Origin of the sequence: Streptomyces sp. NPDC047706, from assembly GCF_043204795.1 — a bacterium.
GTDB lineage: Bacteria > Actinomycetota > Actinomycetes > Streptomycetales > Streptomycetaceae > Streptomyces.
This window is the reverse complement of record NZ_JBIDCW010000034.1, coordinates 36,284-49,155: the sequence shown is the minus strand read 5'-3', so window position 1 is coordinate 49,155 and position 12,872 is coordinate 36,284. Positions and strand designations below refer to the sequence as shown.

The 12,872-nt window shown below is 70.9% G+C and carries 13 protein-coding genes; 6 read left to right on the top strand and 7 right to left on the bottom strand.

The window, feature by feature from the left end:
- Positions 1–56 precede the first annotated feature (56 nt).
- From ACGF8A_RS30970 to ACGF8A_RS30960, 3 genes are all read right to left on the bottom strand, one after another.
- On the bottom strand, positions 57–635 hold the full coding sequence (locus ACGF8A_RS30970; protein WP_393113563.1) for a TerD family protein: 579 nt from the start codon (positions 633–635) through the stop codon (positions 57–59).
- 160 nt (positions 636–795) lie between these two features.
- Complete coding sequence (uvrB, locus tag ACGF8A_RS30965) at positions 796–2,946, bottom strand: excinuclease ABC subunit UvrB (RefSeq protein WP_393113562.1); 2,151 nt, start codon at positions 2,944–2,946, stop codon at positions 796–798.
- A gap of 40 nt (positions 2,947–2,986) precedes the next feature.
- Complete coding sequence (locus tag ACGF8A_RS30960) at positions 2,987–3,847, bottom strand: MHYT domain-containing protein (RefSeq protein ID WP_393113561.1); 861 nt, start codon at positions 3,845–3,847, stop codon at positions 2,987–2,989.
- Between the two features lie 281 nt (positions 3,848–4,128).
- Between ACGF8A_RS30960 and ACGF8A_RS30955 the strand changes: the two genes are divergently transcribed.
- Entirely contained in the window at positions 4,129–5,007 is an 879-nt protein-coding gene (locus ACGF8A_RS30955) for a glycerophosphodiester phosphodiesterase (RefSeq protein WP_393113560.1), read from the top strand.
- Between the two features lie 55 nt (positions 5,008–5,062).
- Positions 5,063–5,617: a methylated-DNA--[protein]-cysteine S-methyltransferase gene (locus ACGF8A_RS30950; RefSeq protein WP_393113558.1), complete on the top strand. Its 555-nt coding sequence runs from the start codon at positions 5,063–5,065 to the stop codon at positions 5,615–5,617.
- Between the two features lie 143 nt (positions 5,618–5,760).
- Here the strand turns inward: ACGF8A_RS30950 and ACGF8A_RS30945 are convergent, their stop codons facing one another.
- Positions 5,761–6,189: a VOC family protein gene (locus tag ACGF8A_RS30945; RefSeq protein ID WP_393113556.1), complete on the bottom strand. Its 429-nt coding sequence runs from the start codon at positions 6,187–6,189 to the stop codon at positions 5,761–5,763.
- 99 nt (positions 6,190–6,288) lie between these two features.
- Here ACGF8A_RS30945 and ACGF8A_RS30940 point away from each other — a divergent pair, with 99 nt between their 5' ends.
- Both ACGF8A_RS30940 and ACGF8A_RS30935 read left to right on the top strand, forming a co-directional pair.
- Positions 6,289–7,197, top strand: coding sequence for a pseudouridine-5'-phosphate glycosidase (locus ACGF8A_RS30940; RefSeq protein ID WP_393113555.1), 909 nt, complete (start codon positions 6,289–6,291; stop codon positions 7,195–7,197).
- Positions 7,194–8,129, top strand: a complete 936-nt coding sequence (locus ACGF8A_RS30935; protein WP_393113553.1) for a carbohydrate kinase family protein — start codon at positions 7,194–7,196, stop codon at positions 8,127–8,129. Before ACGF8A_RS30940 ends, ACGF8A_RS30935 begins: the two co-directional genes overlap by 4 nt.
- Before the next feature lie 101 nt (positions 8,130–8,230).
- On the opposite strand, the gene ACGF8A_RS30930 is transcribed toward ACGF8A_RS30935, so the two are convergent.
- Positions 8,231–9,025, bottom strand: coding sequence for a methyltransferase domain-containing protein (locus ACGF8A_RS30930; protein WP_393113552.1), 795 nt, complete (start codon positions 9,023–9,025; stop codon positions 8,231–8,233).
- A 421-nt stretch (positions 9,026–9,446) separates the two neighbouring features.
- Here ACGF8A_RS30930 and ACGF8A_RS30925 point away from each other — a divergent pair, with 421 nt between their 5' ends.
- The gene (locus tag ACGF8A_RS30925; RefSeq protein WP_393113551.1) at positions 9,447–10,574 is read left to right on the top strand and encodes a magnesium and cobalt transport protein CorA; all 1,128 of its coding nucleotides are present in this window, start codon (positions 9,447–9,449) and stop codon (positions 10,572–10,574) included.
- Positions 10,575–10,604: 30 nt separating this feature from the next.
- Here ACGF8A_RS30925 and ACGF8A_RS30920 read toward each other — a convergent pair whose 3' ends face one another.
- Positions 10,605–11,033: a CBS domain-containing protein gene (locus tag ACGF8A_RS30920; RefSeq protein WP_393113550.1), complete on the bottom strand. Its 429-nt coding sequence runs from the start codon at positions 11,031–11,033 to the stop codon at positions 10,605–10,607.
- A 161-nt stretch (positions 11,034–11,194) separates the two neighbouring features.
- Positions 11,195–11,827, bottom strand: coding sequence for a uridine kinase (locus tag ACGF8A_RS30915; protein ID WP_393113548.1), 633 nt, complete (start codon positions 11,825–11,827; stop codon positions 11,195–11,197).
- Between the two features lie 101 nt (positions 11,828–11,928).
- On the opposite strand from ACGF8A_RS30915, the gene ACGF8A_RS30910 reads away from it, so the two are divergent.
- Positions 11,929–12,663, top strand: coding sequence for a DUF2293 domain-containing protein (locus ACGF8A_RS30910; protein ID WP_393113547.1), 735 nt, complete (start codon positions 11,929–11,931; stop codon positions 12,661–12,663).
- Positions 12,664–12,872: the final 209 nt, after the last annotated feature.

Genomic DNA, 12,872 nt, shown 5'->3' with positions numbered 1-12,872 from the left:
TCAATCCCCCTGTGTGCCTCTTATGCGTCGTGTGCCGCTCGCCCGGGCCCGCCGTCTCAGAGGAGCGGCAGGATGGAGGGCATCAGGTCCTGGAACGTGCGGCCGTTGGCCGGGGTGCCGAGGGCCGTCATGGACCAGCCCGTGCCCGCGCGGTGCACCTTCGCCATGATCTGTGCCGTGTAGGCGCCGCCCCCGGCGAGCGTGTAGCGGGCGAGTTCCTGGCCGTTGGTCTCGTCCACGAGGCGGCAGAAGGCGTTCTGCACCTCCTGGAAGCTCTGGCCCGTGAAGGAGTTCACAGTGAAGACGAGCTGGTCGATGTGGACCGGGAGACGCTGCAGGTCGACGAGGATCGCCTCGTCGTCGCCGCCCTGGCCGACGCCGCCGACGAGGTTGTCGCCGGTGTGGCGCACCGAGCCGTCGTCGCTCACCAGGTGGCGGAAGAAGACGACGTCGACCGGCTGCTTGTCCGCGAACAGGACGGCGGAGGCGTCAAGGTCGATCTCCCGCGTGCGCGAGCCGAACAGGCCACGCCGCGGGGCCGCCTGCCAGCCGAGACCCATGCGCACCGCCGTCAGGCTGCCGCCGTCGTTCTTCTGCAGACTGATGGCCTGACCCTTGGTCATGTTGACGGTCACGCGCTGATTCCCCTCTCGAGCATTCCCCTGTTGCCGCGAAGCCGCGGATGACGAGCACCTTACGCAGGGGCACTGACAGCGACGTACTCCGGTCCGCACTTTGTGTCGGTCTTGCAACACAGCGCAGTCCCGGGGAGGTCACAGCGCTCCCGTCGGCCCGTCAGGCCAGGCCGGCCTCCTTCATCTGACGCAGTTCCTTCTTCATCTCGGACACCTCGTCGCGCAGCCGCGCCGCGATCTCGAACTGCAGGTCGGCGGCGGCGGCGCGCATGCGCTCCGTCAGTTCCTCGATCTGCCCGGAGAGTTCCGCGGCCGGGCGGTCGGTCGGGACGGTCTCCTTGGCCTTGCCCTTGGCGCGCTTGGCCGTCTTGGTGTCCTTGACCGCGTGTTCCTTGAGGGAGGGCACGGGGGCCCTGGTGCCGCGGCCGTCCTTGCGGGACTGCCGGTAGCCCGTGCCGAGCAGCTGCTCGGTGTCAACGTCCTCGCGCGCGATCTGCGCGACGATGTCATTGATCTTCTTGCGCAGCGGCTGCGGGTCGATGCCGTTCGCCGTGTTGTACGCGATCTGCTTCTCCCGGCGGCGGTTGGTCTCGTCGATGGCCTTCGCCATCGCCGGGGTGATCTTGTCGGCGTACATGTGGACCTGACCGGAGACGTTGCGCGCCGCGCGGCCGATCGTCTGGATCAGCGAGGTGCCGGAGCGCAGGAAGCCCTCCTTGTCGGCGTCGAGGATCGCCACCAGGGAGACCTCGGGGAGGTCGAGACCCTCCCTGAGGAGGTTGATACCGATCAGGACGTCGAACTCGCCGGAGCGCAGTTCGCGCAGCAGCTCGACGCGGCGCAGCGTGTCGACGTCGCTGTGCAGGTACCGGACATGGATGCCGAGTTCCAGGAAGTAGTCCGTGAGGTCCTCGGCCATCTTCTTGGTCAGCGTGGTGACCAGGACGCGCTCGTCCTTCTCCACGCGCGTGCGGATCTCGTGCACCAGATCGTCGATCTGGCCCTCGGTGGGCTTGATCACGACTTCCGGGTCGACCAGGCCGGTGGGCCGGATGATCTGCTCGACGACGCCGTCGGAGCGGGACAGCTCGTACTGTCCCGGGGTGGCCGAGAGGTAGACGGCCTGGCCGATGCGCTGCTGGAACTCCTCCCACTTCAGCGGACGGTTGTCGAGGGCGGAGGGCAGCCGGAACCCGTGGTCGACGAGGGTGCGCTTGCGGGAGGCGTCGCCCTCGTACATGGCGCCGATCTGCGGCACCGTGACGTGCGACTCGTCGATGACGAGCAGGAAGTCCTCGGGGAAGTAGTCCAGCAGCGTGTTGGGCGCGGAGCCGGGCAGGCGGCCGTCGAAGTGCATCGAGTAGTTCTCCACGCCCGAGCACGTGCCGATCTGGCGGAGCATCTCGATGTCGTACGTCGTGCGCATCCGCAGCCGCTGGGCCTCCAGGAGCTTGCCCTGCTTCTCCAGCTCGCCCAGCCGCTCCCCCAGCTCCTTCTCGATGTCGTTGACGGCCCGCTCCATGCGCTCGGGGCCGGCGATGTAGTGGGAGGCGGGGAAGACGTACAGCTGCTGGTCGTCGCTGATGATCTCGCCCGTGAGCGGGTGCAGGGTGGACAGCGCCTCGATCTCGTCGCCGAACATCTCGATACGGACGGCGAGCTCCTCGTAGACCGGGAAGATCTCGATGGTGTCGCCGCGGACCCGGAAGGTGCCCCGGGCGAAGGCCATGTCGTTGCGCGTGTACTGGATGTCGACGAACCGGCGCAGCAGCTGGTCGCGGTCGATCTCGTCGCCGACGCGCAGCGGCACCATGCGGTCCACGTACTCCTGCGGCGTACCGAGGCCGTAGATGCAGGACACGGAGGCGACCACGACGACGTCGCGGCGGGTGAGCAGCGAGTTGGTCGCCGAGTGGCGCAGGCGCTCCACCTCCTCGTTGATCGAGGAGTCCTTCTCGATGTAGGTGTCCGACTGCGGGACGTACGCCTCGGGCTGGTAGTAGTCGTAGTACGAGACGAAGTACTCGACGGCGTTGTTCGGCAGGAGCTCGCGGAACTCGTTCGCCAGCTGCGCGGCCAGCGTCTTGTTCGGGGCCATCACCAGGGTGGGGCGCTGGAGCTTCTCGATCATCCACGCGGTGGTGGCGGACTTGCCGGTACCGGTCGCGCCGAGCAGCACGACGTCCTTCTCGCCGGCTTCGATGCGCCGGGCGAGGTCGGCGATGGCCGTCGGCTGGTCGCCGTTCGGCTGGTAGGGGCTGACGACCTCGAAGGGCGCCACCGTGCGTTCGATGCTGGAAACGGGCCGCATGTCATCAACCGTACGACCCCGCACCGACAACGGGCTCCGATCAGCGGTTCTGCGGGGTGCGGGAGCCGCTGCGAGCCGGCTGCCTGCGGGTGCGCAGTGCGAGCCGGCGGGTCTGGTGCGGCACGTGGGCCGGGACGCCGGGCTTGTGCTCGGGGCGAGGCTGGGCGGGCCTGCCCATGATCATCAGCGGGTCGAACAGGACGACCACACCCGCCAGGCACAGCAGGACCAGGGGGCCGATCAGCATGGGGGCGAGCAGCGCGGCGGGCGAGTCGCCCGTGACGGGAGCTGCGGAGCCGTGCACATGGACCTTGAGGGCCGCCATGCCCGTGTAGTGCATGCCGCTGACCGCGAGTCCCATCACGAGGCTGGCGCCCACGCTCCAGAGCAGCCCTCTGACCTGCCCTGCCGCCCAGAGCGCGGCGGTGGCCGCGACCATGGCGATGAGGACGGACGCGGCGACGGTGAGCGTGTTGTACTCCAGCTTCCCGTTCAGCTCCAGGCCCGCCATGCCCAGGTAGTGCATGGACGCGATACCGAGGCCGGTCACGGTGCCGCCGGTGAACAGGGCCGTGCCGGACGCGCCGCGATAGCCGACGATGAAGATCCCGACGCCGACCATCAGGATGGCGACGCCCAGGCTGGCGTACGTGAGCGGCTTGTCGTAGTGGAGCGGGGCCTCCTGGACCGTGAACCCCATCATCCCGATGAAGTGCATGGTCCATACGCCGGAGCCGATCGCCAGGGAGCCGAGGGCGAGCCACCCGGGGCGCCAGGAGCCTGCCACGAGCTGGGCCCTGGCGGTGCAGCGCAGGCCGAGGGCACCGCCGAGGCAGGCCATGACGTAGGCCACCAGCGGTGTGACGAGGCCGTAGCTGAATCCGTCGACCGTCCCCTGCATGCGCGGCTGCCCTTCCGCCCCGTTCCGACCCGGAATACAGTGAAATGCTCCCCCTCCCAGGACCGCCCGAGCGGTCAGGGTTGAGGCAGAGAGTATGACTCGCACCGGAATGGTCGAACGACTTTCCGGCAAAGAAACACGGCTCTGCCCCAGTTGTGCCGCACCGGTGTGTGGTGCCGGGCAACTCCATTCAATCTGTGTCCATCCTGTACCCCTCTGCCGTTGACAATTCGGTGTCACGGTGAGACCTGCCCGTGACCGGTTCGACGCGAGGAGTACGCATGCACGCGCGCGCAGTTGCCGTCACGACCACCGCGCTCCTGGGAAGCATCGCCGTGCTGTTCCCCGCCTACGGCGCCGGGCCCGGCAGCGGGGACGAAGGGACCCCCGTGGTGCTGGCCCACCGGGGCGCCTGCGCCTACGCGCCGGAGAACACCCTCGCCGCCGTCGACAAGGCGGCCGAGCTGGGCATCGAGTGGGTCGAGAACGACGTGCAGCGCACCCGGGACGGCGAGCTCGTGGTCATCCACGACGACACCCTGCGGCGCACCACCGACGTGAAGCAGGTGTTCCCCGGCCGGGCGCCCTGGAGGGTCGCGGACTTCACCGCCGCCGAGATCGCGCGCCTGGACGCGGGGGGCTGGTTCGGGCCCGCCTACGCGGGCGCGCGCGTGCCGACGCTCGCCGAGTATCTGCGCCGGATCGAGCACCATCACCAGAAACTCCTCCTGGAGATCAAGAAGCCGGAGCTGTACCCCGGCATCGAGGGGCAGACACTGAAGGTGCTCGGCAACGAGGGGTGGCTCGACGAGCGGCACCTGGCGGACCGGCTGATCGTGCAGAGCTTCGGCGCGGACAGCCTGCGCACCGTGCACGAGCTGAAGCCCGCGGTGAAGACGGGCCTCCTCGGTACGCCGTCGCCGGCCCAGGTGGCCGACTACGCGGGCTTCGTCGACCAGATCAACCCCTCCCACGCCTCCCTGACGGCCTCCTACGTCTCCGCCGTCCAGCGGATCACCGGTGCGCACGGCAGGCCGCTGGAGGTCTTCACCTGGACCGTCGACGACGCGGTCACCGCCCGCAAGGTCGCCGCGTACGGCGTCGACGGCGTCATCACCAACAAGCCCGACGTGGTCCGGGACGCGCTCGGTGGGCGGTGACGTTCCGGCACCGGAGGGGGCGGGCGTTGTCAGTGGCGGGCCGTACCGTGGGCGCATGGACAGCCATGGGCAGTACGAGCAGCAGGTCGTGTGGACGGTCGTCGCCAGTGACCTCGGTCCGCTGCTGCTGGCCGCCACCGGCGAGGGCCTGGTCAACGTCGTGTTCCACGCCACCGGACCGGTGCGCGACAAGGCACTCGCCCGCCTGGCGTCCCGGCTGGGCGCCGAGCCGGTCGAGGCACCCGGCTCCCCCCTGCTGACCGAGGCGACGGGGCAGCTGCGGGACTACTTCGCGGGCGGGCGTCAGGCCTTCGAGCTGCCGCTGGACTGGTCGCTGATCTCGGGCTTCAGCAGACAGGTGCTGCGCGAGCTGGCGTCGGGCGTGCCGTTCGGCACCGTGGTCGGGTACGGCGATCTGGCCGACCGGGTCGGTCAGCCGGGCGCGGCCCAGGCGGTGGGGACGGCGATGGGTGCCAATCCGCTGCCCCTTGTGGTGCCGTGCCACCGCGTCGTGGAGAGCGACGGCGGCATCGGCGGGTTCGGCGGTGGCCTGGAGACCAAGCGGAAGCTGCTGGCGCTGGAAGGCGTGCTGCCCGAGCCCTTGTTCTGAGACGGCGAGGGCCCACGCCCGGGCTTCGCGCGTGCGCCCGGGACCCTCGCGCGTGCAGACCAGACCTGGAGGCGTACATGCCGGGCCTGGAGGCGCGCCTCTCAGGCGTAGTGACGCGCCTCTCAGGCGTAGTGACGCGCCTCTCAGGCGTAGTGACGCGCCTCGAAGAGGTTGCCGTCCGGGTCACGGAAGTAGAAGTTGCGCCGGGCGTTGCCCCGGGCGCCGAAGGAGTCGTGCCCGATGTCCGTCATGGGGACCGAGCGTTCCTGTAGGCGGTCGCGCAGATCGTCGAAGTCGCCCTCGGGCAGAGCGAGACAGACGTGGTTGACGGGATGCCCGGAGCTTTCCGGCGCGCCGGGGAGCATCGTCATGCGCTCCGCCGAGGACACGGGCATCAGGTCGATGATCGTCTCCTCGTTGACCCGGACCGAGGGGAAGGGCACCTGTCCCGCGGCGAACTCGGTGAGCCTGACCGGCTCCAGGCCGACCGCCTTCTCGTAGAAGTCGGCGGCGGCGACCGGATCGCGTACCCACAGGACGACGTGGTCGAGACGTGCCGTGTTGTCCGTCATGCCCCCAGACTGGTGTCGTCCCGCCCCGGCCGCAAGGGTTTGACGGGACGCGCCGCCCGCCAGGGATGGAGGGAAGACCGGCAGACAGGAGGCAGTCGCGTGACGCTGGTGGTGTCCGAGGAGGTACGGGAGGCGGTCCACGCGGGTCGGCCCGTGGTGGCGCTGGAGTCCACGATCATCGCTCACGGGCTGCCGCGGCCCCGCAACCTGCAGGTGGCGCTGGAGCTGGAGGAGGCGGTACGGCAGGAGGGCGCCGTACCGGCCACGATCGCCGTGCTGGACGGACGGCCCCGGGTCGGCCTGGACAAGGAGCAGCTGGAGCGGATCGCGAACGAGGACGGCATCCGCAAGCTGGGCCACCGGGATCTGCCGCCGGCAGTGGCCGCCCGGACGAGCGGAGCGACCACGGTGTCCGCGACCGCGCTGCTTGCGGCGCTGGCGGGCGTGCGGGTGTTCGCGACAGGCGGGCTCGGCGGGGTGCACCGGCAGTGGACGGTGACGCAGGACGAGTCCGCCGACCTGGGCCTGCTGGCGCGTACGCGGATCACCGTGGTGTGCGCGGGCGTGAAGTCGATCCTGGACGTCCCAGCGACGCTGCAACGGCTGGAGACGCTGGGTGTGACGGTGGCCGGGTACGGCACGGGACGCTTCCCGGGCTTCTATCTTTCGGACTCCGGGCACCCCGTGGACTGGACGCTGGACAGCCCGCAGCAGGTGGCCGACGTGATGCGGGCGCAGGACGCGCTCGGCGGGCCGGAGTCGGCGCTGATCGTGGCCAACCCGGTGCCGGAGGCGGAGCAGCTGGATCCCGGCCTGCATGCGCGCGTGCTGGCCGACGCGCTGCAGACGTGCGAGGCGGAGGGCATCACCGGGCAGGCCGTCACTCCGTTCCTGCTCGACCATCTGGTGCGGCACACCGACGGCGCCTCGCTGAGCGCCAACCTGGCAGCGGTGCGCGGCAACGTGCGGCTGGCGGCACGGATCGCGGCGGCCTGGGCCGGGGCGTGAGCGGGCCCGGGCCCGGCTCGCGCAGGGGCGCTCTGCTGGTCGCCGGAGACGTGGTGACGGACGTCGTCGCCCGGCACCGGGGACCGCTGGCCGGCGGCACGGACACAGCCGCCGTGATCCGGACCCTGCCCGGTGGTGCGGGCGCCAACGTGGCATGCTGGGCGGCCCATCGTGGGTGCGCGGACGTACGGCTGCTGGGCCGGGTCGGCGCGGACTCCGCGGCGTGGCACGAGCGGGCGCTGACCGCGGCGGGCGTCCGTGCCCAGCTGGTCGTCGACCAGCAGGCGCGGACCGGGACGGTGATCTGCCTGGTGGACACGGGCGACGCGGCCGAGCGGACGTTCCTCACCGACAGCGGAGCCTCGTTGAGGCTCGATACCGGGGACTGGTCGGACGCCCTGCTGGACGGCGTGGCGTGGCTGCACCTGTCCGGCTACCTGCTCTTCTCCGCATCGGGCCGCGCGCTGGTGGCGGTGGCCCAGGCGGCCGCACGCGCGCGTGGGGTACCGGTGAGCATGGATCCGGCCTCGGCCGGGTTCCTCGCGGAGCTCGGGGTGGACCGTTTCCTCACGCTCGCAGACGGCGTGGAGGTGCTGCTGCCCAGCAGGGACGAGGCCTGCCTGCTCACCGGGCTGCCGGACCCGGCCGACGCGGCGGCGAAGCTGAGCCGCCACATCCCGCTGGTGGTGGCCAAACAGGGCGCGGACGGTGCGCTGGTGGCCCGGTCGGGCACCGTGGTCGCACAGGTTCCCGCCGTACCGGCCACGCCCCGGGACACCACGGGCGCCGGTGACGCCTTCACCGGGGCGTTCCTGGCCGCCCTGGTGGCGGGCGCCGGGCCGGAGGCCGCGGCGGCCGAGGGGTGCGCGGCGGGAGCGCGAGCGGTGGAACGGGTGGGCGGGAGGCCTCCCGCGGGCCGGGCTGCCCGGTGAGCGAGCGCTGCACGCGCCGGCGCCGGCGGCAGCTGAGCTGGGACCTGCCTGACCATCAGCCGGGAACGACGTGCCGGGCACGAAGATCGGCCTGCAACGGCTTACGGCTTACGGCCCCAAGCCGAAATCATCGGAGCGGCCGCCAGATCCATCGTCCCGGACGCGATGTTCGTCAGATGCTGCTCGACGTCCTGGTCGGTGGCGAAGCTGCCGGCGACGAGGTCGCCGCGTACCTGACGGATCGTCGCGGCCTCCAGCGCGGTGGAGGCCGGCGACGAGACCGGGAAGTAGGCGTCGGCCTCGACGCGGACCAGGCCGGACTCGCGGAGCAGACGCGGCAGCCTGCGCCCGTGGGCGAGGTCGGCGCCCTGCCCGGCGAGGAGCCGGCGCAGGCCGTGCCGCATCCGGTTCGCCAGCTGCTCCTCGGGACCGAACTCGTCGGGGCAGGTCAGAGGCTGCAAGGTGAGGTCGGTGTCCTCGACCAGGAGCCGGCCACCGGGTCGCAGCGCCTTCACCATCGACCTCAACGCCCGCTCACGGTCCGGCACATGGACGAGGGCGAGCCGGGCGTGCACCAGGTCGAACCCCTCGCCCGGCGGATCCTGCGCGCCCACGTCGTGCACGCGTCGCTCGACCGGTGAGCGCGACGGTCCCGAGGCCCACGAGCTGTCGGTGTCGGTCACGACGACCTTGCCGGTCGGGCCGACCTTCTTGGCCAGCCAGGACTCCACGGAGGAGCCGCCCGCGACCTCCCAGCAGCGCCAGCCGGGCCCGACGCCGAGCGCCTCGAAGTGACGGAACGTCGTGGGGTCGAAGAGAGTGGCGAGGGCGTCGGAGAACGAGACCACCCGGGACTGACGGCTGTCGGGCCGATAGCTGTTCTCGGTTAGCGTCATAGCCCGATCATCCCACTTGTCCTACTTGTCCGGAGTGCGTGACGCTCCGATACGACGAGTTGCTACGACGTGTGGTCTACAACGCACCGCCTGGAAGCCTCCGCATCGAACACACTGCCTGGAACACACTGCCTGGAACGCACCGCCTGGTGCCCACCGTCCGGAATCCCCGTCCGGAATCCCCCGTCCGGAATCCCCGTCCGGAATCCCCCGTCCGGAACCCACCACCAGCAGCGCGTGGCCTGCGCCGGGGGTCCAGCGCAAAGATGCACCGCAGGGAGGTCAACTCCCGTCATCCACAGCCGGGAACCAACCGGAATCGGTGATTTCCCCAGGCTTGGCCGCTGCTCACGCGGTCCTGGCACACTGACGCGACAGGCGCAGGAATACGGCGCGAGAGGGTCCACGCAAGGAGATCCAGATGTCCATGGCAGGGAATCTGCGGAAGGTCACGGGCCTCGGCAGGGCCGGCGGCCTCCGCAAGGTCGCGCGGCTGGCGAGGAGGCGCCGGAAGGTCGACCTGAGCCATCCCGCGCGTTCCCCGCTCGGCTCCTCGGTGGTCAACTGCGTGGCCTACGAGGAGGGCATCCGGCTTCCCCACGGCGGTGACGTGGTCGACACGGTGGACCGGGTGCGCAAGAGCGGGACGGGTTTCGTGTGGCTCGGCCTGCACGAGCCGACCGGCCGGGAGTTCGCGGGCATCGCGGAGCTCTTCGACCTGCACCCGCTGGCGGTCGAGGACGCCATCGAGGCACACCAGCGCCCGAAGGTGGAGCGGTACGACGAGACGCTGTTCGCGGTGTTCAGAACGGTCTGCTACGTCGAGCACGAGGAACTCACGGCGACCAGCGAGGTGGTGAACACCGGCGAGATCATGGTGTTCCTCGGCCAGGACTTCGTCATCACCGTGCGACACGGCCGGCACGGCTCGCTGGGCCCGCTGCGCGAGGAGCTGGAGGCAGATTCCCATCAGCTCGCCAAGGGCCCCTCCGCGGTGCTGCATGCCGTCGCGGACCACGTCGTGGACGACTATCTGAACGTCATGGACGCGGTCCAGGCGCACATCGAGCAGGTCGAGACGGACGTCTTCGCGGAGAACGGCGCACGTGCGGATCCCGGCCGCATCTACCAGCTCAAGCGCGAACTGCTGGAGCTGAAGCGGGCAGTGGTCCCGCTCGGCCGGCCGCTGCTGGACCTCGCCGGCCGGCCGATGCGGGTGGTCGAGCCGGAGATACAGGCCTACTTCCGTGACGTTTCCGACCACCTGATACGCGCGACGGAACAGATCGCCGGGTTCGACGAGCTGCTCAACTCCATCCTGCAGGCCCATCTCGCCCAGGTCGCGGTCGCGCAGAACGAGGACATGCGGAAGATCACGGCGTGGGCCGCGATCGTCGCCGTACCCACGATGGTCTGCGGGGTGTACGGCATGAACTTCGACCACATGCCGGAGCTGCACTGGAAGTACGGCTACGGCATGGTCATCGGCGTCATATCGGTGGCCTGCCTTGCCCTGTACCGCGGCTTCCGGCGCAATGGCTGGCTGTGACCGCGGGATGCGGGTGAGACAGGCCTACGGTCAGCGGCTCGCGCTCCTGGCGTAGACCCGTTCGGCCCAGTAGGCGATCTGGTCCTCCGTCAGGTGCTGGGCCAGGTCGGCCTCGCTGATCATGCCGACCAGGCGCTTGTTCTCGATGACGGGAAGCCGGCGGATCTGGTGGTCCTCCATCTCCTGGAGCACCTCGCCGACATCGGCGCTCGCGTCGATCCAGCGTGGTGTGCCCTGGGCCAGGTCGCCCGCGGTGGTCTTGGAGGGGTCGTGTCCCATGGCGACACAGCCGACGACGATGTCGCGGTCGGTGAGGATGCCGCAGAGCCGCTCGTTCTCGTCGCTGATGGGCAGGGCCCCGACGTTGAGCTCACGCATCAGCTGGGCGGCGCGGTCCAGGGTCTCGTGAGCCGGGATCCACTGGGCACCCCGGTGCATGATCTCTCCGGCAGTGGTCATGGAGTACCTCCCGGTGCCGGACGGCCGGCGCGGCGCGGGACACACCGCAAGTCCCGGCGCCTTCATTCTCGTCGGGCCACCCGGCGCACGCACCCGGGGCGGCCTGGCCGAGAACGCGCGGTCTTCGCGAGCGGTCGCGGACTGCGGTGCCGGGAGTCCCGTCATCCGCTCCAGGCCGGGCGGCGCGGGTCGTCGGCGCGCACGAGGATGTCGGCGGCGCCTGCGGGGTCGGTCTCGTGCTCGTAGCGCTCGAAGGCGGGGAGGATCCAGTGGTCGGCCTCCGGGGTGCGGCGGCGCAGGGCGCCCGGGGAGAGGAGGAGATGAACGGTGAGGTCGAAGGGGAACCAGTGCCGCAGCAGGAGCGGGCCGTGCAGCAGCAGGACGCCGCCGGGCGGGAGTTGGACGTAGGGGCTGCGGGTGGCGCGGTCGGTCACCGGGTCCAGGAGGTCGGGCAGGACGCGCCCGTCGCCGCCCGCTTCGAGAGGACCGAACACCTCACGCCACAGGGCGCCGGTGTCGGACCAGCCGTCGTAGTAGGCGTCCACATCCTGGTGCCCGTGCTCCAGGCGGACCGAGGCCGGGCGCAGGAAGCCCTCCGTGCCGACGGCGAGCGAGGGGCGGCCCCGCGTGCGCAGGGCCTCGTGGACGCGCGCGGCGAGTTCCCCCGGGTCGGCCGCGGGTGCGCCGTCGAAGGCGACGCGTGGCCAAGGGCTGCCGTCGGCCGGCTTCAGGTCGAGCAGACGTTCGGCGATGCGGTCGACGAGCCGGTCCCAGGTGATCGCTTCGAGTCGCACCTGTCCATGATTACGGATGCGGGGGTGGTGGTGGGAGGGGCCGCGGTGAGGAGCCGGGGACCGAGGCGTGGAGGCCGGGGCGCCGTGGGAATGAAGCGGACATGGCAGTGCGTGTGACTTCATCGTCCGACGGCGCAGGCCGGATCAGACCCCTCACCGGCTCCGGTACCGCTCCCGTTGTCATCCAGTCGCCGAAGAAGAAGCGCTGCGCCAGGTGCCGGCGCGGGCCGCTGTCGCTGCTCGTCATGGAGGACGGGGTGGCACGGTGCCTGCGCTGTGCCGATCTCGGGCATCTGGTGTTCCTGCCCCGCGGCGACACGGCGCTGACACGCAGGGCGCGGGAGGAGAGTTCGCTGTCGGTGGTGGTCGTGCGGTTCAACCGGCGCAGAAGCCGTTACGAGCGGCAGGGCGTCCTCGTCGAGGAAGCGGGGCTCGTCCGGGCCGAGGAGCGGTGCCTGGCCGACGCGGAGGCCCGCCGTCGACGCCGGGCGCGGGACGCGCGGCGCAGGGCGGTGGAGGACGCCCGGTTCGCGGAGGCGTTCGGGGCGGAGATCCTGCGGTTGTTTCCGGGGTGCCCGCCGGAGCGGGCGCGGGCGATCGCGGCGTACGCGTCCCTGCGGGGCAGCGGCCGCGTCGGGCGGTCGGCGGCCGGGCGGGCGCTGACGGACCGGGCCGTGACGTCGGCGGTGGTGGCGGCCGTACGGCATGTGGACACTCCGTACGACCAGCTGCTGATGAGCGGAGTGCACAGATACGAGGCGCGGCGCAGGATCGCGGCGACCGTGGAGACGGTGCTCAGCCAGTGGCGGGGCACGGGGCTCGGCTCGGTCGGATGACGGGGCTCGGCCTCACATCACCGACAGCGGTGCTCGGCTTCCGCATCGCCGGCTGACGGACCGGCCTCGCAGGTGACGGGAATCGGCTCCCGGACCAGCCGGTGAGGAGGCGTCCGGGGCGGGGGCTCCCGGCTGGACGCTCGCGTATGCCCCTGCGGCGATGGGGAATGGTCCCGGTCTATCTGCCGGGATTCACTGGTGGGGAGCGG